Source organism: Candidimonas nitroreducens, from assembly GCF_002209565.1.
In the GTDB taxonomy this organism is placed as follows: Bacteria; Pseudomonadota; Gammaproteobacteria; order Burkholderiales; family Burkholderiaceae_B; genus Candidimonas; species Candidimonas nitroreducens.
On record NZ_NJIH01000007.1, the window covers coordinates 58,202 to 85,132 of the forward strand.

The window sequence follows — 26,931 nt, forward strand, 5'->3', positions numbered from 1 at the left end:
CAAGACCGGCGGCGCCCGCATGCCGCCGGCGCTGCAGCCGCCCCTCTCTGGAGAATTTTTCGTGAGTGCCACGGATCTGAGCACCTTGATTGAACGCGCCGAACGAGTGCTGGCGCAGCTGGAGGCATGGCTGCCTCCGGCCCCGCCGGCAACCGACTGGACGGCGCACGCCTACCGCTGGCGCAAGCGCGGCAACCGCGGCTGGCTCGACGCGGTACGCAACATCATGCCGATCCACAAGGACGACCTGCAGCACATCGAGCGCCAGAAAGGCATCATCGACCGCAACACGCGCCATTTCCTGCAGAAGAAGCCGGCCAACAACGTATTGATGACGGGCGCACGCGGCACCGGCAAAAGCTCGCTGGTCAAGGCCATGCTGGATGCCTACGGCGACCAGGGCCTGCGGCTCATCGAGGTCGACAAGAGCGACATGGGCGACCTGGGCGATATCGTGGACATGGTGGCGCAGCGCCCGGAACGCTACATCATTTTCTGCGACGACCTGTCCTTCGAAGAGGGCGAGGCCGGCTACAAGGCGCTGAAGTCGCTGCTGGACGGCTCGATCAGCGCCTCGGGCGAGAACGTGCTGATCTACGCCACGTCGAACCGGCGCCACCTGATGCCCGAATACATGAGCGAGAACCTGGACGCCAAGCACCAGGCCGACGGCGAGATCCATCCGGGCGAAACGGTGGAGGAAAAGATTTCGCTGTCCGAGCGTTTCGGCCTGTGGCTGTCGTTCTATCCGTTCAAGCAGGACGATTATCTGGACATTGTGAACTACTGGCTCAAGGAACTGGGCTGCACGCAGCCCGACATCGAGGCCTCGCGCACCGAGGCGCTGCAGTGGGCGCTGGAGCGCGGCTCGCGCTCGGGCCGGGTGGCGCGCCAGTTCGCCCGCGACTGGTCGGCACGGCATGTCTGAAGAAAATTCGGGCAAGCCGCCCCAGCCCGATACGCCCGCCAAGCCCTTGATCCACGTAGCGGCGGGCATGATCCTGCGCGCCGACGGGGCGCTGCTGCTGGCCGAGCGCCCCGCCGACAAGCCCTGGCCGGGCTGGTGGGAGCTGCCCGGCGGCAAGATCGAGCCGGGCGAGACCGTGCTGCAGGCGCTGGCGCGCGAGCTGGACGAAGAGCTGGGCATCCAGGTCACCCAGGCCACACCATGGGTCACCCACGTGCACGAGTACCCCAAGAACATCGTCAGCCTGGCCTTCTGCCGCGTCACGGGCTGGAACGGCACGCCCACCGGGCGCGAAGGCCAGACGCTGGCCTGGGTCGATCCGCATGCGCCCATCACTGTCGGCAAGCTGCTGCCGGCCACCGAGCCGCCGCTGCGCTGGCTGCGCCTGCCCGATCGCTACCTGATCACCGCCATAGGCGGGCCGGCACAACTCGCCGGCTATCTCGCGCGGCTGGACACGGCACTGCGGCGCGGCATCAGGCTAGTGCAGTTCCGCGAACCGGCGTGGCAGCAACAAGGCGATGAGCAAGGCCTGGCGGCGGCCTTCCAGGAAGTGCTGCGGCACTGCCACGAACATGGCGCCCGCTGCCTGGTGAACAGCGTGCACCCGCAAGACTGGTGGGATCAGGCCGACGGCGTGCATCTGCGCGCCGCCGACGCGACGAAGCTCGCCGCGCGGCCCGGCGGGCTATTGGGCATGTCAGCCCACGACGCGGCCGACCTGGCGCTGGCGCGCGAGCTGGGGGCCGATTTCGCGGTGCTCGGCCACGTGCTGGACACGCCCTCGCACCCCGGCGAGCCGGGCATGGGCTGGGAACGCTATGCCGGGCTGGCCGGCGGCGCCGGCCTGCCGGTGCTGGCCATAGGCGGCCAGTCGGAAGCCACGCTGGACGAGGCGCGCCGCCATGGCGCGCACGGCATAGCCGGCATCCGTCATTTGCTGGCGGGTTGAAGCACGGCGGGAACCGGCTGGCCTGCGGCAGGGGCGGCTTGGCCCGCAACCGAAGCGGGCTGACCCGCAGTGGAGGCCGGCTGGCCCTCGGCCGGCGGGGCCTGCCAGCCGCCGCCCAGGGCCGCGGTCAGCTGCACGCTGGCCACCAGGCGCTGGGCCTGCAGCGACAGCGCGGCCCTTTCGGTGCTAAGCGCGGTGGTTTCCACCTGCGCCACGCTCAGGTAGTCGATCAGGCCCGCGGCATACTGGTTCTCGGTCAGCCGCAGCGAATTACGCGAGGCGGCCAGCGCGCGATCCTGGGTCTGCTGTTCGCGCGCCATGACGCGCAGCTGCACCAGATAGTTCTCGACTTCCTGTAGTGCGCCCAGGACGGTGGATCGATAGGCGGCCGCCTGCGCATCGTAGGCGGCGCGCGCCTGCTCGATATTGGCCTGGCGCGCACCACCGTCGAACAGGGTCATGGCCAGCGCCGGCCCCAGCGACCAGAAGCGCGTCGGCGCGGCCAGCCAGAAGGCCCAGCGGCCGGAGCTCAGGCCGCCCTCGGCGCTCAGGGTCAGGTCGGGGAACCAGGCGGCCTCGGCCACCCCGATCTGGGCATTGGCTTCGGCGGTGCGCCGCTCGGCGGCGGCCACATCGGGGCGGCGCTCGAGCAATTGGGAGGGCAGGCCCACGGGGATTTCCGGCAGCTTGCCTATGCCGGAGCTTGCCGCCAGCGCGAAGGCCGACGGCGGCTGGCCGGTAAGCACCGCCAGGGCATGCTCGTACTGCGCCCGCTGCCATTCCAGGGCCAGCGCGTCGGTGTGGGCGTTCTCGAGCTGGGCGCGGGCCGATTCCACGTCGGCCTGGCCCGCAACCCCGGACTGATAGCGATTCTGGGTAATGTCGAGCGAACGCTGATAGGCTTGCAGCGTCTTCGCATACAGCCGCTGCTCGGCGTCCAGCGCGCGCAGGTTGAAATAGGTCTGCGCCAGCGTCGACTCGAGACTGAGGCGGGTCGAGGCCATGTCGGCGGCGCTGGCCTGGGCACCGGCGCGGCTGGACTCGACCGAGCGCCGCACCTTGCCCCACAGATCGGGTTCCCAGCTGACGCTGCCAGTCAGCGAGGACTGGGTGCCATGGCTGGAGGCGGAGTCCGAGCCGCCGCTGCTGCCCGAGTGGCTGGCCGACACATTGGCGCCGACGGTGGGGAAGAAGCCCGCGCGCGCCGCCTTGAGCAGCGCCTGGGCCTGGCGATACTGCGCCTCGGCCTGGGCCAGGTCGGCGTTGTGCACCAGCAGCGCCTGCATCAGCCCGTCGAGCACGGGGTCTTGATAGTCGCGCCACCAGTCGGCGCGCAGCGCCGTGTCGGCCGGCTGCGCCGGCTTCCAGCCCTGTGCTTCTTTATAGGCATTGCCCAGGGGCACATCGGGACGATGGTAGTCAGGCCCCACCGCGCAGGCGCTTAGCGCCAGCGCCAGCGCGGCCGGCAGTGCACATCGTAAGAATTGTCTTGGCAACATCAGCATGTTCATGGGTTTGCAGCTCCGCGCTTGCGCCTCGCCCACAGGCGGAAGCGATCGAGGTACAGATAGACCACAGGAGTCGTGTACAGAGTAAGAATCTGGCTCAGAAACAGCCCGCCCACGATGGTCAGCCCCAGCGGGCGGCGCAGCTCGACCCCGGCGCCGGAAGCCAGCACCAGCGGCAGCGCGCCGAACAGCGCAGAAACCGTAGTCATCATGATCGGGCGAAACCGCACCAGGCAAGCCTGGTAGATGGCGTCGCGCGAGGACAGATTGTCTTCGCGCTCAGCCTGCAGCGCGAAGTCGACCATCATAATAGCGTTCTTCTTGACGATGCCAATCAGCAGGAACACGCCGATCAGGGCGATCAGCGTGAATTGCTCGCCCAGCAGCATCAGGGCCAGCAAGGCGCCTATGCCCGCGGACGGCAGCGTGGAAAGAATGGTCAGGGGGTGCACATAGCTTTCATACAGTATGCCGAGCACTATGTACATGGTGACCAGCGCAGCCAGGATCAGCCAGGGCTGCTGCGCCAAGGACTGCTGCAGGGCCTGGGCATTGCCCTGGAAGCCCGCCTGGATCTCGCGCGTGGGCAGGCCGGTGCGCGCCACGGCGCGCTCGATAGCCTGCAAGGCCTGTTCCAGCGACACGCCGGGCGCCAAGCTGAAGGACACCGTGTCGGCGGCGAACAGGCCCTGGTGCTGCACCGACAGCGGCGCGTTGCCGACCTCGAAGTGGGCGAAGGCGGACAGCGGCACGCGCTGGCCGCTGGACGTTACCACCTGCACCAGGCGCAGCGATTCGGGATCCTTCGCATAGCGCTGATCCACGCCCATGACCACATGGTACTGGTTCAGCCGCCCGTAGATCACCGAGATCTGCCGCTGGCTGAAGGAGTCGTTCAGCGTCGAGGCGATCAGGCCCATGTCCACGCCGAGCCGGGTCGCGGCGGTGCGATCGATCACCAGATTGACCTGCGTGCCCTTGTCCTGCACGTCGGTGTCGACGTCGACCAGTTCGGGCAGCCCGACCATGGCCTGCTGCACCTTGGGCAGCCAGGTCTTGAGCAGCGCCAGGTCGCTGGCCATCAGCGTGTAGTCGTACGAGGCGGTGCTGCTCTCGCGCCCGCCCATGCGTATGTCCTGTTGCGGCACCAGCGTCAGGCGCGCCCCGGGCTCGTTCTGGAATTTGCTGCGCAGCCGGTTGGCCACGTCCAGCGCGCTGACCTTGCGTTCGGACACCGGCTTGAGCTGGATCAGCAGGAAACTGGAATTGCTGCCGCCACGCCCGCCGGCAAAGCCGGTGACACTCTCGATGGCCGGATCCTGCAGCAGGATTTTGCGAAAACCTTCCAGCTTGGGCATCATGGCAGTGAACGAGGTGCCCTGGTCGGCCCGGAAAAAACCCATCAGCTGGCCGGTGTCCTGCTGCGGGAAGAAACCCTTGGGCACGACCTTGTACAGATAGACGTTCAGGCCCACGGTAATGGCCAGCAGCAGCAGCATGAAGCGCCCGTGCGCCAGCGACCACGACAGCGAGCGCTTGTACCCTTCCCACAGCGCCGCCCCCAGGCTCTGGAAACGGCGCGCCAGCCAGCCCGGCGGGCGTGGCTCGCGTTCCTGGCGGCGCAGGATGCGCGCGCACATCATGGGCGTCAGGGTCAGCGACACGAACAGCGACACCATGATGGAAGCCGACAGCGTCACCGCAAATTCGCGGAACAGCCGCCCGACCATGCCGCTCATCAGCAGTATGGGTATGAACACCGCCACCAGCGAAACGCTCATGGCCAGCACGGTGAAACCGACTTCGCGCAGGCCGCGGATCGCCGCGCGCAGCGGCGGCACACCGCGCTCCATGTGGCGGATGATGTTCTCCAGTACCACAATGGCGTCGTCGACCACGAAGCCCGCCGCCACGATCAGCGCCATCAGCGAGATCGTATTGAGCGTGAAATTGAACAGCAGCATCAGGCTGAAGGTGGTGATCAGCGACACCGGCACCACCACGCTGGGTATCAGCGCCGCCCGCGCATTGCGCAGGAACAGCAGCACTACCAGCACCACCAGCACCACGGCGATCACCAGGGTCAGCTCGGCCTCGTGCAGCGAGGCGCGGATGCTGGGGGTGCGGTCTTGCGCCACGGTCAGCGTGACGGCGGCCGGCAGCATCGCCTGGAAGCGCGGCAGTTCGGCGCGTATCGCATCCACGGTGGCGATGATGTTGGCGTCGGCCTGGCGCCGCACGATCAGCAGAATGGCCTTGCGATCGTTGAAGAAGCCCGCGTTGAAGATGTCTTCGACCGAATCGCTGACCGTGGCTACGTCCTTCAGGCGTATGGGCGCGCCGTTGCGCCAGCCCACGATCAGCGGCCGGTATTGCGCCGACGTGTTCATCTGGTCGCCGGGGCTGATCTGCCAGTGATAGCGGCCGTTCTCGACCATGCCCGTGGGACGCACCACGTTGGCGTTGACCAGCGCCGTGCGCACCGTGTCCAGCGCCAGGCCGGCGGCATTCAGGGCCTGCGGATCCAGGTCTATGCGTATCGCCGGCAGCGAGCTGCCGCCGACGTCGACCTCGCCCACGCCCTGCACCTGGGCGAGCTTCTGCGCCAGTACGGTGGAGGCCAGGTCGTAGAGCTTGCCCTGCTCGACCGTGGGCGAAGTCAGCGCCAGCACCATGATGGGCGCCGAAGCCGGATTGACCTTGTGATAAGTGGGATTGCTGCGCAGGCTCGAGGGCAGCAGGGTGCGCGCCGCGTTGATGGCGGCCTGCACGTCGCGCGCCGCGCTGTTGATGTCGCGGCTCAGGTCGAACTGCAGCGAGATGCGCGTCGAGCCCTCGCTGCTGCGGGAATTCATGTCGGTGACGCCGGCGATCGAACCCAGGGCCTGCTCCAGCGGCGTGGCGACGCTGGAGGCCATGGTTTCGGGGCTGGCCCCGGGCATGCTGGCCGACACCGAGATCATCGGGTAGTCGACCTGCGGCAGCGGCGACACCGGCAGCAGGCCGAAGGCCAGCGCCCCCGTCAGCACCAGCGCCATGCTCAGCAGCGTGGTCGCCACCGGCCGCATGATGAACAGTGCCAGGAACCTCATGGCCGCGCCTCGCGCCGGATCATCGCAGTGCCTCGCGCCGAATCATGGCAGCGCCTCGCCCTGGGCTTCCTCGGTGGCGGGTTCAGAGCGCAGGCGGCGGCCCAGGCGGTCGAACCACAGGTAGATCACCGGTACGGTGAACAGCGTCAGCAGCTGGCTGCACAGCAGGCCGCCCACCATCACCAGCCCCAGCGGCTGGCGCAATTCAGAGCCGGCGCCGGTGGCCAGCATCAGGGGGATGGCACTGAACAGCGCCGCCAGCGTGGTCATGAGTATGGGCCGGAAGCGCAGCCGGGCGGCCTCTTGTATGGCCTGGCGCGGCGGCAGCCCGCGGTGATGCTCGGCATCCAGCGCGAAGTCGACCATCATGATGGCGTTCTTCTTGACGATGCCGATCAGCAAAATAATGCCGATAATGCCTATCATGTCGAGCTCGGTATGGCTGATCAGCAGCGCCAGCAGCGCGCCGATCGCCGCCGAGGGCAACGTCGACAGAATCGTGACCGGGTGCACGTAGCTTTCGTACAGAATGCCCAGCACGATGTACATGGCCACCACCGCGGCCAGCAGCAACCACAGCGTACTGGACAGCGAAGCCTGGAACGCCGCCGCCGCCCCCTGGAAACGGGTCTCGATGGAATTCGGCATGGCCAGCCCGGCCTCGGCCTGCTGGATGGCATCGACCGCATCGGACAGCGCCACGCCGCGCGGCAGGTTGAAGGACACCGTGACGGCCGGGAACTGATCCAGGCGCTCGACCGACAAATGGGTGTTGGACTGCACCAGCCGCGCCAGGCTGGTCAGCGGCACGGGCGGATTGCCCGAGGTCGTGGGCACATAGATGCGCGACAGAGAAGTCGGGTCTTGGCGGAATTGCGGGGCCACTTCCAGCACCACGCGGTATTGCGCCGACTGCGTGAAAATGGTGGAAACCAGGCGCTGCCCGAAGGCGTCGTACAGGGCCTCGTCGATCGCCGACACGGTAACGCCCAGGCGCGCCGCCGCATCGCGGTCTATGACCAGCGTGGTCTGCAGGCCGCCGTTCTGCAGGTCGTCGGCCACGTCTTCCAGCTGCGGCAGGCCCTGCAGCTTGCTGACCACCTTGGGCACCCACTCGCTGAGCACCGCGCCGTCGGGGTCGGACAGCGTCATCTGATATTGCGTGCGGCTGACGCGGTCGTCGATGGTCAGATCCTGCACGGGCTGCATGTAGACCCTGATGCCGGGCACGCGCGCCAGCGTCTGGTTCAGGCGCCGTATGACTTCGGCGGCATTGTCGCTGCGCTCGCTGGTGGGCTTGAGCGCGATCTGCATGCGGCCGGTGTTGAGCGTGGAATTAGTGCCGTCTATGCCTATGAAGGACGTGACCGCGGCCACCGCAGGATCCTGCATGATCAGATCGACCGCCTGCTGCTGGCGCGCGCCCATGGCTTTGAAAGATATGGTCTGCGCCGACTGGCTGATCGCCTGGATCATGCCGGTGTCCTGCTGCGGGAAGAAGCCCTTGGGCACCACCAGGTACAGCAGCCCGGTGACCGCCAGCGTGGCCACCGCCACCAGCAGTGTAATGCGCTGGTGCGACAGCACGAAGGACAGGCCGCGGTCATAGGCTTCGATCAGCCTGTCGATATATGCGCCGGCCTTCTGCTGGAAGCGGCTGAATTTCATCTCGGATTCGGGCTTGAGCAGGCGCGCGCACATCATGGGCGTGAGCGTCAGCGAGATCAGCAGCGAGATCATGATGGCCACCGCGAGCGTGATGGCGAACTCGCGGAACAGCCGGCCGATGACGTCGGCCATGAACAACAGCGGGATCAGCACCGCGATCAGCGACAGCGTCAGCGACACCAGCGTGAAGCCGATCTGCTGCGCGCCCTTCAATGCCGCCTTCAGGGCGGTTTCGCCGGCCTCGATGTGGCGCGCGATGTTCTCGATCATGACGATCGCGTCGTCGACCACGAAGCCGGTGGCGATCGTCAGCGCCATCAGCGTCAGGTTGTTGATGCTGAAGCCGGCCAGGTACATGATGCCGAAGGTGCCCACCAGCGACAAGGGCACGACCACGCTGGGCACGAAAGTGGCCGTCCAGCTGCGCAGGAACACATAGGTCACCAGCACCACCAGCACGATGGCCAATATCATTTCGAACAGCACGTGGTTGACCGAATCGCGTATGGTCTGGGTGCGGTCGGTGGCCACCGACACATTCACGCCGGCGGGCAGCGCCTGCTTGAGCGTGGGCAGCAGGGCCTTGACGTGATCCACTACCTGGATCACGTTGGCGCCGGGCTGGCGCTGGATGTTCAGCAGCACCGCCGGCGTCTTGCCTATCCAGGCGGCCTGGCGGATGTCCTCGGCGTCTTGCTTCGCGGTGGCCACGTCGCGCAGACGCAGCGGCGCGCCGTTCTGATAGGACACGATCAGGTTGTCGTAGTCCTGCACCGACTGCAGCTGGTCATTGGCATTGATGGTGGTGGAACGCTGCGGCCCGTCGAGATTGCCCTTGGGCTGGTTGGTGGAGGCATTGGTAATGGCGGTGCGTATGTCGGTGAGCGTCAGGTTGTGCGCCGCCAGCGCCTGCGGATTGACCTGCACTCGCACCGCCGGCCGCTGCCCGCCCGCGACGCTGACCAGGCCCACGCCCGATATCTGCGACAGTTTCTGCGCCATGCGGATGTCGATCAGGTCGCGCACCTGGTACAGCGGCATGGTGGGCGAGGTGATGGCCAGGCTCATGACCGGCGTGTCGGCCGGATTCACCTTGTTGTAGGTGGGCGGCGTGGGCAGGTCGTTGGGCAGCAGGTTCGAAGCCGCGTTGATGGCGGCCTGGACTTCCTGTTCCGCCACGTCCAGCGGCAGCCCCAGATCGAACTGCAGGGTGATCATGGACGAGCCGCCGGAACTGGTGGAAGTCATTTGCGACAGCCCGGGCATCTGGCCGAACTGGCGCTCCAGCGGCGAAGTGACCAGGGCCGTCATTACGTCCGGGCTGGCCCCCGGGTACAGGGTCACCACCTGGATGGTCGGGTAATCGACCTCGGGCAGCGCCGACACCGGCAGCAGCCTGTAGGCCAGCAGGCCGGCGATGAGTACGGCGCACATGGTCAGCGTGGTGGCGACCGGCCGCAGGATGAAAAGGCGCGATAGGTTCACTGCGACAACCCGCCCGCGCTAGTGGCGCCGCCCACGCTTGGCGGACGGATTCGGCTTCTGGTGCATGTCGGCCATGGTGGGAGCAGACTGGGTGCCGGTCATGACCTCGACCTTGGAGCCCTCGCCGAGGCGATCCAGGCCTTCGGTGACGACCTGCTGGCCGACGGTCAGGCCCGACTTGACGGCGACATTGGCGCCGTCCTGGGTACCGGTGGCGACCTGCTGCACATGCACCGTGTTGTCGGGCTTGAGCACGTACACGAAGGTGCCGATCGAGCCCTGCTGGACGGCCAGCGTAGGGATGACCACGGCCTGGTCGTCGCTGCTGACCAGCAGCCGCACATTGACGAACTGATTGGGGAACAGGGTGTCGTCCGCATTATCGAAGCGGGCCTTGAACTTGACCGTGCCGGTGGCGACGTCGATCTGGTTGTCCACCGACATCAGTTCGCCGGCGGCGAGCTTGGTGGTGTCGTCGCGGTCGTAGAGGGTGACCGACAGCTTGCGGCCCTGACGCATCTGGGCCAGCACCTCGGGCAGCTGTGTCTGGGGCAGCGTGAAGACCACGGCAATGGGCTGCGTCTGGGTGATGACCACCAGCCCCGGCGCCGAAGACGCCGTGATCAGGTTGCCCTGATCGACCTGGCGCAGGCCCAGGCGCCCGGGGATGGGCGCGGTGATGCGGGTGAAGTCGAGCTGCAGCTTGGCATTGTCGACGGCGGCCTGGTCACTGGCCTGCGTACCCAGATACTGTTGAACCAGCGCGGCCTGGGTATCGACTTGCTGTTTGGCGATGGAATTCTGCTTGTATAGCTGCTGATAGCGCTGCAGGTCGCGGCGCGCGTTCTGCAACTGCGCCTGATCCTGTTTTTGCTGGCCGATGGCCTGGTCGAGCTGGGCCTGGAAGGTACGCGGGTCGATCTGCGCCAGAAGCTCGCCCTGCTTCACCTTCTGTCCATCGGTGAAATAGATTTTCTGCAGTTCCCCCGACACGCGGCTCATGACCGTGACGGTGTTGAAAGCCGTGACCGTGCCGATGGCGTTGAGCACGAAATTGATGCGCCCGGTATGCACCTGGGCAACCCGCACGGGAATGGCGGCGGACATGCCGGGGCCGAAGCGGCCCGCGGGATTCTTGCCCTGGCGGCCCAAAGCCCAGTAGGCGCCGGCCAGCACGATCAGAACAAGGACGGCAAGCCAGACCCAGGCTCGGGTACGTGACGATCGGGCGGCCTCGGGGCGAGGTTCCGGCATGCGTAGGCTCCATCAGGAAATACGAAAACGCGTGTATTTTCGCTGATTTCCCGCACCGCCGACTGTAAAGATTGGAAATCTGTAATTGACCGCAACACTTACCGGCGGGCGGTTCGCCCCGTCGCCGCGGACGGATTCGCGCTCGAAATGACAATTGCGCCGCCCGTATTTCCGTATCGTCCGCCCTGCATACGGCTGCGCGCCGTGTGCGCCGGATGCGCTCGCCCGCGGCGGCGAGACCGTATCGACGGATCCGTATCAGACGTTGCAGCGGGCCAGCTTGAACGGGATGTCGCGCGTGACGGCCTGGGGCTTGAGGTCGTAGTCGGGGCTGGCAAAGCGCACCCAGATCACATATTTGTTGGCGCTCATTTCGGGGAACACGCCCAAGGCCGGGTCGACCCAGGCACGCAGCAGCTGGAAGGTCTTGCCGCCGAGCATTTCCTGGTAGGCGCCCTGGCGCGCCTCGACGTCGACCACGTCTCCGGCATCGCGCAGCAGGCGCAAGCTTAGGGACAGGCTGCGAAACAGCGGCATGAAGGGGTTGATCCATTGCTGCAGGTCGCGCATGCGGTCGTCGTACGGCTTGAGCTGCCAGGCGAAGTACGAAGGCATGTCGACCTGCGAAGAGCCGCCCGGCACCGCCACCCTGCCGCGCAGGCTGGCCAGCCACTCGTTGTCGCGCAGCACCTGCCCGATGCGGCCCTGCGCACCCAGATCGCCGCTGACCGCCTGGATTTCGCCGAGCATGTTTTCCAGGGCTTCCGGGTTGACTCCGGGATGCTGACGCAAGGCGGCCAGCGTGACGCGCTGGCGCTCGAGGTCTTGCAGGATGGAGCCGCGCAAATCGGTGCGGTCGCAGATATCGAGCACGTCGAACAGCGTGGCGACGGCCACCTGCTGATAGCGCGGGTCTTCGCCCTCGGCAAAGAAAAACAGCCGGTTGAACAGGTGCTCGACCCGCAGGAGAGCCCTGACTCGTTCATTGCAAGGATATTCGTATAAGACCACGCGAATCTGTACCTTACTCAAACAGCCGGCATCACGGGAAGCATGGGGCGGAAGAATCGTCGGCGGCATGCGCCGCTGCGACCGGTTTCATCGCCGGGGCCGGGCCTTGCAGAACAGCGGCCGCACAAGCGCAATGACGATGAAAACAACACTCGCAAGCGTTCAAACCGCAATTCGACAGCTTCTGCCGCACGGGCCCCCAGGCCGGCTAACCCCGTTGTTGCGCCCAAAGACACCAGCGCTCGTGCACCACGCGGGCACGCCGAGCCAAGTCTTCGAGCGTTGTCTGCGCATCGTTCAGCACCACATCATCTGCGAGTGCCAGTCTCTCCTCACGCGAAGCTTGCACTGACATGATACGCGCAATAGTGTCCGCCGTCAGCCCGCTGCGGGCCTGCACGCGAGCCACTTGCGTGGCCGGATCGCAGTCGACCACGCAGATGCGGTCGACGCGCCCGCGCCAGCGGCCCGACTCGACCAACAGCGGTACAACCAGCACAAGATAACATCCCCGGGCCTGCTGCGCGCGCTCTTGTGTAACGGCTCCTATCAAGGGATGAACAATCGCTTCGAGACGACCGCGCGCGCCCGGGTCGGAAAACGCCAGCTCGCGCATCCGGGCGCGATCGAGCGAACCATCGGCGGCGACCATGTCCGCGCCGAAAGCCGCGCGTATGGGCGCCATGGCGCGCCCGCCCGGAGCGGTGAGCTGGTGGGCGATCTCATCGGTATCGACGATGGCCGCCCCCCACTCGCGAAAAAACTCGGCGACGCGGCTCTTGCCAGAGCCGATGCCGCCGGTCAGTCCAATTTTGTACATGCTGTACCGGGCCGATTCATGCAAAGCCCCAATGTACCTCAGGACCGAGCAGCAAGGCGACGGCGCCGGCGCCCGCCAGGAAGGGGCCGAAGGGATAGCTGGCCTGCCCGCGAAAATCGCGCCGCCACAGGCATGCCCAGGCCAGGCCAGCCACGCAGGCCGCCAGCAGCAGGCCCGGCAGCGGGCCCGGCCCGAGCCAGGCGCCCAGTGCGGCGAGCAGCTTCAGGTCGCCGCGCCCCATGCCTACGCGCCCGCAGCACCGGGCATAGACCCACGCCAGCAGCCACGGCAGGCCATAGCCGCAGACCGCCCCGGCCACGGCATCGTGCAGCGGCACCGGGCCCACGTCGCCGCCCGCCCAGGCTCGCAACAAGCCCAGCCAAAGCAAAGGCCCGGTCAAGGCGTCGGGCAGCAGGCCCAGAGCCGCATCGACCAGTGACAGGGCCAGCAGCAAGGCCAGGGCGCACAGTACAGCGGCCGCATAAGGGCCAGGCCCGTGGCGGCAGGCGAGCATCGCGGCAAGCGCCCCGAGCCCCAGCGCCGCTGCCGCGAGGTGCCGCCCCGATGCCTTGGGCGGCGGCGCGCCGGCTTCAGCGCAGAACCAAACGATGCTGCGCCGTGCGAGCGCCACGGCGGCGCAAGCGGCCGCCGCTCCGCAGACACAGCCCAGGAGCAGGGCCGGCACGGCGCAGGCGGCTACCGCGCCGTGCAAGGTGCGCCCCCAAGCCTATGATTAATGCGTAGAATGCTCATAGCTTCGTCTCGACCGATTCCACGGAACCCTTTTCATGTCCGCACAAGCAATCTACACAAGGCGCGCCGGCCGTAATGCCTGCGGCGCCGTGCTGCTGGCCGTGCTGCTGGCCGGCTGTGCCTCGCAGCGGCCCCCCGGCTACTATGACAACGCCCGCGACAACACGCAGCACGATGCCATGGCGCAAGCCCAAGGCCCGGGCCTTACGCAATCGCAATCACCCTCGCAGCTGCACCTGGGCTTCGGCCCGAACCAGAAAAAGCCCGACACACAAGCGGAAGCCGCCGCCACGGCCCAGCAGCCCGATTTCGTGCGCCCGCTGGCCGAGCCCAAGACCTTCCTGGGCACCATACCTTGCCTGGTCAATGGCAATGCCTGCTCGGCCAATCGGGTGACCCTGACCCTGGCCCCCAGCGGCCAATGGCGCTTGCGCACCCTGGTGCTGGACGGCCCCGACGCACGACGCAGCACTGCGCAGCAAGGCTGCTGGCAAGTGATAGGTAGTACGCCGCTGCGCATATTGCTGCAACTGGACAAGGGCGGCACCAAGGCCAGCCTGACGTTCATCAACGACAACCTGCTGCGCGTCGACAGCCTCGACAACATCAAGCCCAACCTTGAATACCGCCTGACGCGGCAAGCCGACATAGACGGCATCGACGAGCTGAACAAGGCGCCGCACCCGAGCTGCAGCCGCTGAACGCACGCGCAACGCCGCCGCAAGGCGCCGGGCCGGGGATACCCCGCGCCGCCCGGACAACAGGGACAGCACCTCGGGGCGCTTGCGGCGGCCCGTCAGAACCCAAGAATCTTTGTGGATCTTGGGTTTGCAGAGCCATGGCCGCCCACGCAGTTACGCCGCCGACAGCACGCAGCGCGCCAGTTCGACCGCGTTGCGCACCTGCATTTTCTGGAAGATGCGGGCGCGATGCGCCTCGATGGTGCGCTGGGAGACCCCCAGTTCCGCAGCGATGATCTTGTTGGGTTTGCCCAGCGCCACGTATTCCATGACATCGCGTTCGCGCGGCGTCAGTACGGCAAACCGGGGATCTTGGCTTGGGTCTGGGTCGGGGTCGGGGCTCATGCGGGTCTCCTGTCTGTGGGGGTACAGGAATTCTGTCACGACGCCCCGCCAAAGTCGCCTGTCAATTCTTACAGAAAACTGAAGAAATATCCGGCCGCCCGCGCCACTGCGCCGTCATCCGCGGCGCCTGCGGCGCGCAACGGGCAGATGCGGCGCGCCGCGCCGCGAAGGAACACGGCGGCGACAGCCCGCATAGCGAGGTCAGATCTCTAGGTTGTCGATCAGGCGCGTGTTGCCCAGCTTGGCGGCGGCCAGCACCACCAGGGGTTCGCCGGCCTGCATCTCTTCGCGGGTGGGCGGATAGAGATCGCGGCGGCGCCGCAGCGCGACGTAGTCCACCTTCCAGCCGTGCCCGGCCAGTGCCGCAACGGCCCGGTCTTCGAGAGCCTGCCGGTCGAAGTGGCCGGCCAAGACCTGGTCGCGCAGCTCGTGCAGCACCGCATACAGGAACGGCGCCTCGTTGCGCTCCGCGGGCTGCAGGTAGACGTTGCGCGAAGACAAGGCCAGCCCGTCGGTGTCGCGCACGGTCTCGTGCGCCAGAACCTCGACTGGCAGCTGGAACTGCCGGCACATATTGCGCACTATCATGAGCTGCTGATAGTCTTTCTTGCCGAACACTGCCACCCGCGGCTGCACACAGGAAAACAGCTTCATGACCACGGTGCTGACGCCGGTGAAGAAACCCGGCCGGAAATGGCCTTCGAGTATGTCGCCCAGGTCGTTGGGAGGCTGCACCGTGTAGCTTTGCGGCTCGGGGTACATCTCGCGCTCGTCGGGCGCGAACAGCACATAGACGTCGCGCTCGCGTTCGAGCTTCTCGATGTCGGCGGCCAGGGTGCGCGGATAGCGGTCGAAATCTTCGTTGGGGCCGAACTGCAGGCGATTGACGAAAATACTGGCGACCACCGGGTCGCCGTGCTGGCGCGCCAGCTTCATCAAGGACAAGTGCGCCTTGTGCAGATTGCCCATGGTAGGCACGAACGCCACGCGCAACTGGCCGCGCAGCTGATCCCGCAGTTCTTCAATCGTATGCACTACCTTCAAGGGGTTCTCCGTCCTGGGTGGGGGTGAGCGGCTTTACGCCTGGGCGCTGGTATAGGAAAGGCGCACGTAGATGGGGGCGTAGGGCTCGGCCTGGGTGATGTCCAGCAGCGATTCGCGCGCCAGTTCCAGCAGCGCCAGGAAGTGTACGACAATGACGGCCGCCGCATCGCCCTGCGAGGCCCGCTCCATGAACAATTCGGTGAATTCCATGAAGCGCACGTCGCTCAGGCGGCGCAGTATCTGGCTCATGTGGTCGCGCACCGACAGCTGTTCGCGGGTGACCTGGTGGCGTGCATTCAGGCGCGCGCGGCGCATGATGTCGGCCCAGGCGCGGCGCAGGTCTTCGGCATCGACTTCGGGCAGCATGCGCTCGACGCGCAAATCCATCAGCGCGTGGCTGCGCTGGAAATCGCGTCCGGCGCGCGGCAGCGCGTCCAGCTTCTGCGCGGCCAGCTTCATCTGCTCGTATTCGAGCAGCCGGCGCACCAGCTCGGCGCGCGGGTCGTCGGGCTCTTCGCCGGTGTCGGTCTTTTTCAGCGGCAGCAGCATGCGCGACTTGATCTCGATGAGCAGCGCGGCCATCAGCAGGTATTCGGCGGCCAGTTCCAGGTTCTGGCTGCGGATCTGCTCGACGTACGAGAGATATTGCCGCGTGACCTCGGCCATGGGAATGTCGAGGACATTGAAGTTCTGCTTGCGGATCAGGTACAGCAGCAAATCCAGCGGGCCCTCGAAGGCTTCGAGGAAGATCTCGAGCGCATCGGGCGGAATGTACAGGTCTTGCGGCATGGCGAACAGCGGCTCGCCATACAGGCGGGCCAGCGCCACGCTGTCCACGACGTCGGGTGTACTATCCACCGCTGGTTCTACCAAGGCGTCGATCTCGCCGGCCGCAATCGGGGCCTGGGGGCTCGGCGGCATGGATCAATCGGTCTGGTACACGTACGGTTGCTGCGGCACGCGCGCCGCCCGGAAGCCGTCCTGGAGTTCCGGGTCGAGCTGCTTGTCCCACAGCTTCGCCCGGCCCTCGCGCTGGCGCAGCTCGGTATCGGGATGACGCTTCTTGTAGTCGGTCAGAAATTGCGTGATTTCCGAGGTGTAATTCTTGGCCATGATGCTCACGAGGTGTAACGGTCGAGTTTCAAGTTTACTTCAGACAAACAAAGTTAGAATGCGGTAATGGATTCCAGCACAAGCCCTGAACCCGCCCCAACCTATTCAGAACGCGAACGTAGAGCCATCCGCATGATCCCCTTCATAGTGGGATGTGCGCTGTTCATGCAAATGCTGGACTCCACCGTGGTGGCCACCGCGCTGCCGGTGATGGCGGACTCGCTGAAATCCACCCCGGTGAAAATGAACGTGGCGATCACCAGCTATCTGCTGGCCACCGCCGTGTTCGTGCCCATTAGCGGCTGGGCGGCCGACCGCTTTGGCGGCAAGCGCGTGTTCATCGCGGCTATTTTACTGTTTACGCTCAGTTCGGTGGGCTGTGCCATGTCGCACAATCTGACCGAGCTGGTCATGGCCCGGGTGGTGCAGGGCATGGCAGGCGCCATGATGGTGCCGGTCGGGCGCATCATCCTGCTGCGCAAGGTGCCCAAGACGGAATTGCTCAAGGCCATGTCGTTCCTGTCGCTGCCGGCGCTGCTGGGCCCGGTGATAGGGCCGCCGCTGGGCGGATTCCTGGTGACCTACGCCTCGTGGCACTGGATATTCCTGATCAACGTGCCCGTGGGTGCCCTGGGCATCGCGCTGGTGCTGCGCTACGTGCGCGAAGACTACCCGGTGGCCAAGCCGCGCCTGGACTGGCTGGGCTTCATACTCAGCGGCATCTGCCTGGCGGCCCTGGTATCGGGCTTCGAGGCCATAGGCCACAGCTCGCTGCCTGTGGAACACCTGCTTCTGCTGGTGGGCGCCGGCCTGGCCTGCGGCATCTTGTACGTCTGGCACGCCCGCCATGCCGAATACCCCATCATCGACCTCAGCCTGCTGCGCACGCCCACCTTCGCCATCGCCACGCTGGGCGGCAACCTGTGCCGCTTCGCGGTGGGCGCCACGCCCTTCCTGCTGGCGCTGCTGCTGCAGGTGGGCTTCGGCCTGACACCCTTCTCCGCCGGCCTGATCACCTTTACCAGCGCGGCCGGGGCGATGCTCATGAAGCTGGTGGCCACCCCCATCATCCAGCGCTTCGGCTTCAAGCGGGTACTGATCTTCGATGCGATCGTCGCCGGCCTCTTCGTCGCCATGTGCGGCCTGTTCCGCGCCGACACGCCGGTGTGGATCATGGTCGTCATCCTGCTGATCGGCGGCTTCTTCCGCTCGCTGCTGTTCACCGCGGTCAACACCCTGACCTACGCCGACATCAGCTCGGAATACATGAGCCGCGCCAGCAGTTTCTCGGCCATGGCCCAGCAGCTGGGCATCAGCCTGGGGGTAGGCTTTGCCGCGGTAACCCTGAACCTCAGCATGCTGGCGCGTGGCGCCGAGCATCTGGGCCTGCCCGATCTGGTGCTGGGCTTCGCCACGATCGGCCTACTGACCGCGCTGTCCACCGTGTCGTTCCGCCGCCTCGCCCCCGAAGCCGGCAACCACCTGCACCAGAACAAGAAGGTATCCCCGCGCCGCTGGCCGCGGCGCCGGCGCACGGCATAACGGCCCGGCCCCGACAAGGCAGCGGTGTTGTCGAGCTGCTTTTGCAGCCCGAGGTGTGGCCACAAAAAAGCCTGTCCATCAAGGCGCAAAGCGCAGCCGTGGCGGTGCCACGGCGAGCATGAGCAACGCCGAAGGGCGGGCTTTTTTGTGGCCGCCCTTCGGGCTGATGGGCAAATAGGCGCCATGCGTCGTTGTAGGCCCGTTGCGTGGAGCGGCCTCGCCCGCGCCTAGCCCGGCGCCCATTTGCCCACCAGTGCGGCTCCCTTTTAGTGTGAACAGGCTCTAACGAGGATGGCAGTTGCGGCCACCCCCGAGGATGGAAGAGGCTTCTTTCACATTAATCCAGCAGCATCACCAGCTTGCAATCGGGCCGGGTCGCCAGCCGGAAGGTGATCTGGCGATAGCCGGCTATGCCGCCAGAGCTGTGGCGGAACTGGCGCAGGCCTCCCTCGCGCTCGACCACCGTCTGGCGCGTCCACCAATGCGTGAACACCGGGCTGGCCTGGCGCAGCTCGTCCACCAGCGCACGCACGTCGGGCTCGTCGGCGTGCGCGCCGGCATCGGCCCGGAATTCGGCCACGACCCTGCGCGCACGCTGCTCCCAGTCGACCACCAGGTCGCGCGCGGCGGGATCCTGGAAAATGTAGCGCAGCAGATTGGGCCGCGCGTCGCGATCGGGCCAGCCTTCGAACAACTGCAGCAAGGGCTCGTTGCGCGCCAGCACGTTCCAGCAGCGATCCAGGATATAGGCCGGCGCCACGATGCTGTGCACGCAATCGGCCAGGTCGGCCGGCAGCTCGGCCTCGGGCTCACGGCCATGCTCGGGGTCGGCGCACTCGGCCAGCTCGAACAGGTACTGGCGCTCGGCGCGCACCAGCTGCAGCACCGTGGCCAGGCGCGCCCATACCGCCGGCGAAGCGGCAATGTCGCGGCCCTGCTCGAGCCAGGTGTACCAGGTGACGCTGATGCCGCACAGCTGCGCCACCTCTTCGCGCCGCAGCCCCGGGGTGCGGCGCCGCATGCCCGCCGGCAGGCCCACCGAGGCCGGCGTCACTCGCGCCCGCACACTGCGCAGGAATTCCCCGAGCGCACGGCGCCGGGTGGAACCCGCCTGGCTGTCGGTGTCGGCCATGTCGGTGGCCATGCGGTACCCCTTTTAGTGTGGGCAGGCCCTAGCGCAGCACGCTCGCCAGGGTGCGGCGCACGTCTTCTTCCGTGCGGCCGCTGCGCCGGATGTAATCCTGCAGCTGATCGGGGCCTATATTACCCACGTTGAAGTACTGCGAACGCGGGTGGCTGAGATAGAAGCCCGAAACGCTGGATGCCGGGTACATGGCGTAGCTGTCGGTCAGCGTCATGGAGATGTCGTCGCATTCCAGGTACTTGAACAGCTCTTTCTTGACGATGTGTTCCGGGCAGGCCGGGTAGCCGGGAGCGGGCCGTATGCCCTGGTATTTCTCGGCGATGATGGCCTCGTTGTCGAGACTCTCGTCGGCGGCGTAGCCCCACAGGTCGCGGCGCACCCGGGCGTGCAGGCATTCGGCGAAGCCCTCGGCCAGGCGGTCGGCGATGGCCTTGAGCATGATGCTGGAATAATCGTCGTTGGCGGCCAGGAAGGCTTCGTCGTGCTTCTCGATGCCCAGGCCGCCCGTAACCGCGAACAGGCCGATGTAGTCGGTGACGCCGGAGTCGCGCGGCGCGATGTAATCGGCCAGGCACTTGTTGTCCACGCCCTCGCGCTTGGCCGTCTGCTGGCGAAGATTGCGCCAGGTGAACAGCACCTCGGAACGCGATTCGTCGCGGTATACCTCGATGTCTTCGTCATTGACCGTGTTGGCCGGATAGAACGCCACCACGCCATTGGCGGTGAGCCAGCGCCCGTCGATGATGCGCTTGAGCATGGCCTGGCCTTCTTCGAACACCTTGACGGCCTGCTCGCCCACTACCGGATCCTTGAGTACGGCGGGATACTGCCCGAACAGGCTCCAGGTCTGGAAGAACGGCGTCCAGTCCAGGAAGTGCACGATCTCGGACAAATCGTAGTTCTTGAAGGCGCGGCGGCCGATGAATTTCGGGCGCGGCGGCATATAGGTCGACCAGTCTATGGCGGGCCGGTCGGCGCGCGCCTGTTCCAGGCTGACCAGCGGCGTGGCCTTGCGGTTGGCGTGGCGGGTGCGCACGGTTTCGTATTCGGCCGCCACCTCGGCCACATAGGCCTCGGCCTGGTCGGACATCAGATTGGTGGCCACGCCCACCGAACGGCTGGCATCGGGCACGTAGATGACCGGGCCCTCGTAATTGGGTGCGATCTTCACCGCCGTATGCACCCGGCTGGTGGTGGCCCCGCCCACCAGCAGCGGCAGCTTGCGGCTGCGGAAATATTCGTCGCGCTGCATTTCCGAGGCGACGTAGGCCATTTCTTCCAGGCTGGGAGTGATCAGCCCCGACAGGCCGACCATGTCGCAGTTTTCTTCCTTGGCCTTGGCCAGGATGGTGGCACAGGGCACCATCACGCCCATGTTGATGACTTCGAAGTTATTGCATTGCAGAACCACGGTGACGATGTTCTTGCCGATGTCGTGCACGTCGCCCTTGACCGTGGCGATGACGATCTTGCCCTTGGAGCGCACGTCGCCGCCGGCCGCGGCGATCTGGCGCTTTTCTTCTTCGATGAAGGGGATCAGGTGCGCCACGGCCTGCTTCATCACGCGCGCCGACTTGACCACCTGCGGCAGGAACATCTTGCCGGCGCCGAACAGGTCGCCCACCACATTCATGCCGTCCATGAGCGGCCCTTCGATGACTTCGATGGGCCGGCCGCCCCTCGCGTCGATCTTCTGGCGCACTTCTTCGGTGTCCTCGACGATGAAGGTGGTGATGCCATGCACCAGCGCGTGCGACAGCCGGCCTTCCACCGGCTGCTCGCGCCAGCGCAGGTCTTCTTCCTTGCGCGCTCCCTCGCCCTTGAAGGTCTCGGCCAGCTCGACCAGCCTTTCGGTGGAGCTGCGCTCGTCGTCCGGGCCGCTGCGGCCGCGCGGCTCGGCGCGATCCAGCACCACGTCTTCCACGAAGTCCAGCAGCTTCTTGTCGATGTCTTCGTACACGCCGAGCTGGCCGGCATTGACGATGCCCATCGTCATGCCCTCGCGGATCGCGTAGTACAGGAACACCGTGTGGATGGCCTCGCGCATCAGCTCGTTGCCGCGGAACGAGAAGCTGACGTTGGACACGCCCCCCGACACGCGCGCGTGCGGCAGGTTGTGGGTGATCCAGCGCGTGGCCTCGATGAAGTCCACCGCGTAATGGTTGTGCTCTTCGATGCCGGTGGCAATGGCGAACACATTGGGATCGAAAATGATGTCTTCGGGCGGGAAGCCCACCTCGTCGACCAGCAGCCGGTAGGCACGGGCGCAGATTTCCTTGCGCCGCTCGAGGCTGTCGGCCTGGCCCTGCTCGTCGAAGGCCATGACCACTGTCGCGGCGCCGTACTTGCGGCACAGCCGGGCCTGGTGCAGGAAGGGCTCTATCCCTTCCTTCATCGAGATGGAATTGACCACCGCCTTGCCCTGCACGCAGCGCAGGCCCTGCTCGATGACCGTCCACTTGGAACTGTCTATCATGATGGGCACGCGCGCAATGTCCGGCTCGGAGGCCAGCATGTTCAGGAAGCGCCGCATGCACACGGCCGAGTCCAGCATGGCCTCGTCCATATTCACGTCGATGATCTGCGCGCCGTTCTCGACCTGCTGGCGCGCCACGGCCAGGGCCTCGTCGTATTTGCCCTCGCGGATCAGGCGCAGGAACATCTTGCTGCCGGTGACGTTGGTGCGCTCGCCGACGTTGACGAACAGGCTGTCCTCGTCGATGTTCAGCGCCTCGAGCCCGGACAAGCGCGTCTTGACGGGGATCTCGGGCACCTGGCGCACCGGCAGGCCGCCCACCTTGCGGGCGATCTCGCGAATGTGCTCGGGCGTGGTGCCGCAGCAGCCGCCGGCCACGTTCACCAGCCCGGCCTGGGCGAATTCCTGCAGCAATCCGGACGTGTCGTCGGGGCTTTCGTCGAAGCCCGTGTCGGACATGGGATTGGGCAGGCCGGCGTTGGGGTAGACACAGATATAGGTGTCGCAGATCTTGGACAGTTCGGCGATGTACGGACGCATCAGCGCCGCACCCAGGGCGCAGTTCAAGCCCACCGTAATGGGCCGCGCATGGCGCACCGAATTCCAGAAGGCCTCTACCGTCTGGCCGGAAAGAATCCGGCCCGAGGCGTCGGTAACCGTGCCGGAGATCATCACCGGCAGGCGCACGCCGCGTTCATCGAAGACGGTCTCGATGGCGAAGATGGCCGCCTTGGCGTTGAGCGTGTCGAAGATGGTTTCTATGAGCAGCAGATCGACCCCGCCGTCGATCAGGCCGTTGAGCTGCTCGGTATAGGCATCGCGCAGCTCTTCGAAAGTAACGTTGCGCGCGCCCGGGTCATTGACGTCGGGCGAGATGGAGGCGGTCTTGGGCTGGGGCCCCAGCGCGCCGGCCACGAAGCGCGGCTTGTCCGGCGTGCTGTATTCGTCACAGGCGGCGCGCGCCAGCTTGGCCGAGGCCAGGTTCAGTTCGTAGCCGATGTCGGCCAGCCCATAATCGCTTTGCGCGACGGCGGTCGCGCCGAAAGTATTGGTTTCGATGACGTCGGCGCCGGCCTCGAGGTATTGCTTGTGGATTTCCAGGACGATCTCGGGCCGCACCAGGGACAGCAGCTCGTTGTCGCCCTTCAGATCTTTGGGGTGCTGCGCGAAACGCTCGCCGCGGAACGCCTCTTCGCCCAGCTTGTACTGCTGGATCATGGTGCCCATGGCGCCGTCCAGGATCAGGATGCGCGAACCCAGCAGGCGCGCGAATTCGCCGCCGCGAGTATAGGAAGAGACCGGATAAGGCAAGGAAGGATAGGACACGTCGTACCTGGAACGTTACGGAAAACCGGGTTGGGCCGAACGGCGGCGCCATGGCGTACGCCGCGGGCCGCGCCGCAAGGCGCCCGCCGTAGCACATGAGCCGGGGGTCGGTACCCTATTGTAGCCACTTCCCACCTATGAACCGCGGCCCGGGGGCCCGCCCGCCCCGCAAGGGGCGCGGCCCTGGCAGGCAAAGGGGCTCCAGGCCAGGCGTGGCGCAAATCCCCCGTGGCCGCCTCACGCCACGAGCCCACTGCGACGCGCGGCACCCGTTTGCCCGCCATGTAAAATCCCGTTTCTGAAAGAGGTGCTTTCAGCGCGTACTCCACAAGATTCCCCGTCCGCCGCGGACGGGAAACGCGCTGCGAAAGTCAAATGGGAAACAGGATGCGCCGGCCACTGCCGGCCCGCACCAACTGTGCTGCCCCCGCAACGGTAGTCATGCCCAGGCATGCCAGCCCGACACCGGCCTCGATCACACCGGGTTCATGCCCGCCCACCGCCGGCGCGGGGCATGATGCATTCTATTAATGGCGTGCGGGGACGCGCGCCGTGACCAGGCCTCACAATGAAAACCTCTGCTACGCGGTGCTCGCTCGCCGTACTCGCCTGTTTCGGCCCGCTGGCCGCCAGCGCCCAGACATCCTCCGACGCGACTTCCCAGGTACCCCAGCTCGACCAGATCGTGGTCACCGCCAGCCGCTCGGCGCAGCTGGAAAATAATGTGCTGGGAGACGTGAGCGTCATCGACCACCAGACGCTGCAGCAGGCCGGCCAGGACAGCCTGGCCGATATTCTCGGGCGCCAGCACGGCATCGAATTTTCCAGCAACGGCGGCCCGCAGACGACAACCAGCGTGTTCATGCGCGGCGCCAATGCCAACCAGACCCTGGTGCTGCTGGATGGCGTGCCGATCAACGGCGCCACCAGCGGACTGAGCGCGCTGAATGCCATTCCGCCGGCCAGCATCGACCACGTCGAGATCGTGCGCGGCTCGGCCAGCAGCCTGTATGGCGCGGACGCCATCGGCGGCGTGATCAACATCATCACCAGGCCGGATACCGACCAGCCCTTCTCGGCCTACGCCAATGCGGGCGTGGGCACCTATGCCACCAGCAAATACAGCGCCGGCATGTCGGGCAAGGCCGACGGCTGGACCTACAGCCTGGGCAGTTCGTATGCGCAAAGCGGCGGCTACAACGCCACCAACGACAAAGAGCCGTATGGCTACAACCCGGACACCGACAGCTACTACTCGCGCAACATCAACGGCTCGCTGGCCTATGAATGGCGGCCGGGGCAGAAAATCGCCGTGCAGATGTACAGCAGCCGCATCAACGGCGGCATCGACTACGATCGCTACAACCCCTACAACGAGCGCAGCATCCAGACCCTGGACTTGTACAGCCTGAGCAGCGAGAACCAGATCACCTCGCGCTGGAAGAGCACCCTGCGCTATACCTACACGCTGGACAAGAACCGCACGATCGCCGCCACCAGCGACACCACCTTCCGCACCCGCCAGAACCAGTACAGCTGGCAGAACGAACTGCAGCTCGCTCCCCACCAGAAGCTGGTGCTGGCCTACGAGCACCTGGATCAGTCAGTGGCGGGGGACATTCCCACCTATGTGGGCTTCAGCCCCGGGCCCATCGTCGACTATGACCAGACGCGGCGCCACAACGACGCCTTCACCGGGGTCTATACCGGCCAGTTCGGCCGCCACCACCTGCAGGCCAGCCTGCGCAACGACCATGACTCGCAGTTCGGCAACGCCGCCACCTGGGGCCTGAGCTACGGCTACGACCTGGTTCCGGGGCTGCGCGCCTATGCCGCGGCCAATACGGGCTTCAAGACCCCGACCTTCAACGACCTGTATTACCCCGGCTATTCGAACCCCGACCTGAAGCCGGAAAAATCGCGCAACGTGGAGCTGGGACTGCGCTACACGGGCGAAACCACCCGCCTTGGCGCCGTGGTCTACCAGAACAAGGTGCGCGACCTGATCAACTACGACACGGTCACGTACCTGCCCAACAATATCGGCCACGCCACCTTGCGCGGCGCCACGCTGACGGCCGAGCAGCGCCTGGGCAACACCACGCTGCGCGCCAGCGCCGACTTCCAGGATCCACGCGACGACGATACCGGCAATCAGCTCGATCGCCGCGCACGCCAGATCTACCGGGCCAGTGTCGAGCAGCGCCTAGGCACATGGAAGCTGGGCGGCGAATACACGTATGTGGGCGAGCGCTACGACCAGTCCCACACAGTCACCCTGGGCGGGTACAGTCTGGTCAACCTGACCGCGGCCTACGATTTCAATCGCCACTTCGGCGTACAGGTGCGCTGGAACAACGTGCTGGACAAGACCTATGCCCAGGCCTACGGGTACAACACGCCCGGATCGAATGTCTTCGTCAACCTGTCCTGGCGCATGTAGCGCGCGCGCATCGCGGGGCGGGGCCGGTGCTGCGGCCGCCGCGGCCGCTGCTCCCGCGCGCCGTGGGCAGAGCGCCGGGCCGATACGCCAGCTGCAGGGGCTCGTGGCGGCCCTGGCGCTGGGGGCGGCTGCCTGGGCGCCTGCGGCGGCCTGTCGCGCCACTGCCACTGCCACTGCCACCGCCACTGTCACTGCTACCTCCACAGCTACCACCATTGCCGGCGCATCTTGCGCCACGGTGCCCAAAGAAGCCGCTTGCGCCCGCCCCGCCGCTGCTTCCGGCGACCCCGCCCACTCCGCCGCTGCCGCCATCGCCGCGCAGGATCAAGGCCGCCAGCCTGCCACTCGAGTGGTCACACTGGCGCCGAGCCTGACGGAACTGGCCTATGCGGCGGGCGGCGGCAGCCGCCTGGTGGGTACCGTCACCAGCAGCGACTATCCGCTCGCGGCGCGGCGCCTGCCGCGGGTCGGCGACGGGATCAACATCAGCCTGGAGCGCCTGTTGTCCCTGAGGCCCGACCTGGTGCTGGCCTGGCAGCCCTCCGCGGCCACGCGCGCGCTGGCGCCCGCGCTCGGCGCCCTGCATATCCCCCTGGAATATATGGCGCCGCGCAGCCTGGACGACATCGCCCGCGACGTGTCGCGCGTGGGCAGGCTGCTGGGCACCGCGCCCCAGGCCGACGCGGCAGCCGCGGCGCTGGCAGGGCGCATTGCCCGCCTGCGCGCGCAATACGGCACGCGGCGCACGATCCGGGTGTTCATCGAGATCGGCACCGACCCTCTGTACACCATAGGGCGCGATGCGCTGCTGAACGACGCCTTGCGCACCTGCGGCGGCGTCAACATCTATGCCCAGTCCGCCCTGGCCGCCCCGCAGGTCGTTGCGGAAAGCGTGCTGCTGGCGCGCCCCGAGGCGATCATCACCGCCGCGGGTGGGCGCCGCCGGCAGGCACGCCAGGCCTACTGGTCGGCGCTGCGCTTGCCGGCCGCGCAAGCCGGCCGCGTCTATGCCATAGACCCGGACGCGCTGTTCCGGCCCGGCCCGCGCCTGATCCAGGCCACGGCAGACCTGTGCCGCGACCTGGATCAGGTACGCGCCGGGCAGCCGGCCACGCCCGCACGATCCGCGCCAGAGCCGGTTCCAGACCGGGCGCCGCGCCGCCACCCCTGAGCCGCAGCCAGGGCTGCAAGCGCCAGGCCGCATACCCCGCGCCGTAGCCCCGGCCGGGAGGCCGTAAAATCACGCGA

19 protein-coding genes are annotated in these 26,931 nt (G+C 66.5%); 6 read left to right on the top strand and 13 right to left on the bottom strand.

Going from position 1 to position 26,931, the window contains the following annotated elements; genetic code table 11:
* Nucleotides 1-61: 61 nt before the first annotated feature.
* Nucleotides 62-928 (top strand): ATP-binding protein, encoded by an 867-nt coding sequence (locus CEY11_RS12405; protein ID WP_088604015.1) that lies wholly within the window; start codon nt 62-64, stop codon nt 926-928.
* Nucleotides 921-1,919, top strand: coding sequence for a Nudix family hydrolase (locus CEY11_RS12410; protein ID WP_088603726.1), 999 nt, complete (start codon nt 921-923; stop codon nt 1,917-1,919). Before CEY11_RS12405 ends, CEY11_RS12410 begins: the two co-directional genes overlap by 8 nt.
* On the opposite strand, the gene CEY11_RS12415 is transcribed toward CEY11_RS12410, so the two are convergent.
* The 7 genes from CEY11_RS12415 to CEY11_RS12445 all read right to left on the bottom strand — a co-directional run bounded on the left by CEY11_RS12415 (nt 1,901) and on the right by CEY11_RS12445 (nt 13,442).
* The gene (locus CEY11_RS12415; protein ID WP_233154870.1) at nt 1,901-3,424 is read right to left on the bottom strand and encodes an efflux transporter outer membrane subunit; all 1,524 of its coding nucleotides are present in this window, start codon (nt 3,422-3,424) and stop codon (nt 1,901-1,903) included. The genes CEY11_RS12410 and CEY11_RS12415 overlap by 19 nt on opposite strands.
* Nucleotides 3,425-3,426: 2 nt before the next feature.
* Complete coding sequence (locus CEY11_RS12420; RefSeq protein ID WP_088603728.1) at nt 3,427-6,519, bottom strand: multidrug efflux RND transporter permease subunit; 3,093 nt, start codon at nt 6,517-6,519, stop codon at nt 3,427-3,429.
* A 42-nt stretch (nt 6,520-6,561) separates the two neighbouring features.
* Complete coding sequence (locus CEY11_RS12425) at nt 6,562-9,672, bottom strand: multidrug efflux RND transporter permease subunit (protein WP_088603729.1); 3,111 nt, start codon at nt 9,670-9,672, stop codon at nt 6,562-6,564.
* A gap of 18 nt (nt 9,673-9,690) precedes the next feature.
* The gene (locus CEY11_RS12430; protein ID WP_088603730.1) at nt 9,691-10,926 is read right to left on the bottom strand and encodes an MdtA/MuxA family multidrug efflux RND transporter periplasmic adaptor subunit; all 1,236 of its coding nucleotides are present in this window, start codon (nt 10,924-10,926) and stop codon (nt 9,691-9,693) included.
* Nucleotides 10,927-11,184: 258 nt separating this feature from the next.
* Nucleotides 11,185-11,937 (bottom strand): cell division protein ZapD, encoded by a 753-nt coding sequence (gene zapD, locus CEY11_RS12435; protein ID WP_233154859.1) that lies wholly within the window; start codon nt 11,935-11,937, stop codon nt 11,185-11,187.
* Between the two features lie 208 nt (nt 11,938-12,145).
* The gene (coaE, locus tag CEY11_RS12440; RefSeq protein ID WP_088603732.1) at nt 12,146-12,757 is read right to left on the bottom strand and encodes a dephospho-CoA kinase; all 612 of its coding nucleotides are present in this window, start codon (nt 12,755-12,757) and stop codon (nt 12,146-12,148) included.
* A gap of 16 nt (nt 12,758-12,773) precedes the next feature.
* Nucleotides 12,774-13,442 (bottom strand): prepilin peptidase, encoded by a 669-nt coding sequence (locus CEY11_RS12445; protein WP_143322809.1) that lies wholly within the window; start codon nt 13,440-13,442, stop codon nt 12,774-12,776.
* 103 nt (nt 13,443-13,545) lie between these two features.
* Between CEY11_RS12445 and CEY11_RS12450 the strand changes: the two genes are divergently transcribed.
* Nucleotides 13,546-14,211: a hypothetical protein gene (locus tag CEY11_RS12450; protein ID WP_088603734.1), complete on the top strand. Its 666-nt coding sequence runs from the start codon at nt 13,546-13,548 to the stop codon at nt 14,209-14,211.
* A gap of 153 nt (nt 14,212-14,364) precedes the next feature.
* Here the strand turns inward: CEY11_RS12450 and CEY11_RS12455 are convergent, their stop codons facing one another.
* The 4 genes from CEY11_RS12455 to CEY11_RS12470 all read right to left on the bottom strand — a co-directional run bounded on the left by CEY11_RS12455 (nt 14,365) and on the right by CEY11_RS12470 (nt 16,752).
* Nucleotides 14,365-14,595, bottom strand: a complete 231-nt coding sequence (locus CEY11_RS12455) for a response regulator transcription factor (protein WP_088603735.1) — start codon at nt 14,593-14,595, stop codon at nt 14,365-14,367.
* A 201-nt stretch (nt 14,596-14,796) separates the two neighbouring features.
* Nucleotides 14,797-15,639 carry a pantoate--beta-alanine ligase gene (gene panC, locus CEY11_RS12460; RefSeq protein WP_088603736.1) on the bottom strand — a complete coding sequence of 281 codons (843 nt, stop codon included), beginning with the start codon at nt 15,637-15,639 and terminating at the stop codon, nt 14,797-14,799.
* A gap of 33 nt (nt 15,640-15,672) precedes the next feature.
* The gene (locus CEY11_RS12465) at nt 15,673-16,560 is read right to left on the bottom strand and encodes a segregation and condensation protein A (protein ID WP_088603737.1); all 888 of its coding nucleotides are present in this window, start codon (nt 16,558-16,560) and stop codon (nt 15,673-15,675) included.
* Between the two features lie 3 nt (nt 16,561-16,563).
* Entirely contained in the window at nt 16,564-16,752 is a 189-nt protein-coding gene (locus CEY11_RS12470) for a DUF3460 family protein (protein WP_088603738.1), read from the bottom strand.
* A 132-nt stretch (nt 16,753-16,884) separates the two neighbouring features.
* Here CEY11_RS12470 and CEY11_RS12475 point away from each other — a divergent pair, with 132 nt between their 5' ends.
* Nucleotides 16,885-18,294, top strand: a complete 1,410-nt coding sequence (locus tag CEY11_RS12475) for a DHA2 family efflux MFS transporter permease subunit (RefSeq protein ID WP_088603739.1) — start codon at nt 16,885-16,887, stop codon at nt 18,292-18,294.
* 337 nt (nt 18,295-18,631) lie between these two features.
* Here CEY11_RS12475 and CEY11_RS12480 read toward each other — a convergent pair whose 3' ends face one another.
* Together CEY11_RS12480 and metH are read right to left on the bottom strand one after the other, a co-directional pair.
* The gene (locus CEY11_RS12480; RefSeq protein ID WP_088603740.1) at nt 18,632-19,438 is read right to left on the bottom strand and encodes a helix-turn-helix transcriptional regulator; all 807 of its coding nucleotides are present in this window, start codon (nt 19,436-19,438) and stop codon (nt 18,632-18,634) included.
* A 28-nt stretch (nt 19,439-19,466) separates the two neighbouring features.
* Nucleotides 19,467-23,240, bottom strand: coding sequence for a methionine synthase (metH, locus tag CEY11_RS12485; RefSeq protein ID WP_088603741.1), 3,774 nt, complete (start codon nt 23,238-23,240; stop codon nt 19,467-19,469).
* A gap of 568 nt (nt 23,241-23,808) precedes the next feature.
* Here metH and CEY11_RS12490 point away from each other — a divergent pair.
* The gene (locus CEY11_RS12490) at nt 23,809-25,683 is read left to right on the top strand and encodes a TonB-dependent receptor domain-containing protein (RefSeq protein ID WP_088603742.1); all 1,875 of its coding nucleotides are present in this window, start codon (nt 23,809-23,811) and stop codon (nt 25,681-25,683) included.
* Complete coding sequence (locus tag CEY11_RS12495) at nt 25,652-26,854, top strand: cobalamin-binding protein (protein ID WP_143322811.1); 1,203 nt, start codon at nt 25,652-25,654, stop codon at nt 26,852-26,854. The genes CEY11_RS12490 and CEY11_RS12495 overlap by 32 nt, the downstream gene beginning before the upstream one ends.
* The last annotated feature ends 77 nt before the right edge of the window (nt 26,855-26,931 follow it).

Coding starts and splice junctions, on each gene's coding strand:
- CEY11_RS12410 (WP_088603726.1), top strand. CDS start 921: ATGTCTGAAGAAAATTCGGGCAAGCCGCCCCAGCCCGATACGCCCGCC.
- CEY11_RS12415 (WP_233154870.1), bottom strand. CDS start 3,424: ATGCTGATGTTGCCAAGACAATTCTTACGATGTGCACTGCCGGCCGCG.
- CEY11_RS12420 (WP_088603728.1), bottom strand. CDS start 6,519: ATGAGGTTCCTGGCACTGTTCATCATGCGGCCGGTGGCGACCACGCTG.
- CEY11_RS12430 (WP_088603730.1), bottom strand. CDS start 10,926: ATGCCGGAACCTCGCCCCGAGGCCGCCCGATCGTCACGTACCCGAGCC.
- coaE (WP_088603732.1), bottom strand. CDS start 12,757: ATGTACAAAATTGGACTGACCGGCGGCATCGGCTCTGGCAAGAGCCGC.
- CEY11_RS12450 (WP_088603734.1), top strand. CDS start 13,546: ATGTCCGCACAAGCAATCTACACAAGGCGCGCCGGCCGTAATGCCTGC.
- CEY11_RS12455 (WP_088603735.1), bottom strand. CDS start 14,595: ATGAGCCCCGACCCCGACCCAGACCCAAGCCAAGATCCCCGGTTTGCC.
- CEY11_RS12465 (WP_088603737.1), bottom strand. CDS start 16,560: ATGCCGCCGAGCCCCCAGGCCCCGATTGCGGCCGGCGAGATCGACGCC.
- CEY11_RS12470 (WP_088603738.1), bottom strand. CDS start 16,752: ATGGCCAAGAATTACACCTCGGAAATCACGCAATTTCTGACCGACTAC.
- CEY11_RS12475 (WP_088603739.1), top strand. CDS start 16,885: ATGATCCCCTTCATAGTGGGATGTGCGCTGTTCATGCAAATGCTGGAC.
- CEY11_RS12480 (WP_088603740.1), bottom strand. CDS start 19,438: ATGGCCACCGACATGGCCGACACCGACAGCCAGGCGGGTTCCACCCGG.
- CEY11_RS12490 (WP_088603742.1), top strand. CDS start 23,809: ATGAAAACCTCTGCTACGCGGTGCTCGCTCGCCGTACTCGCCTGTTTC.
- CEY11_RS12495 (WP_143322811.1), top strand. CDS start 25,652: ATGTCTTCGTCAACCTGTCCTGGCGCATGTAGCGCGCGCGCATCGCGG.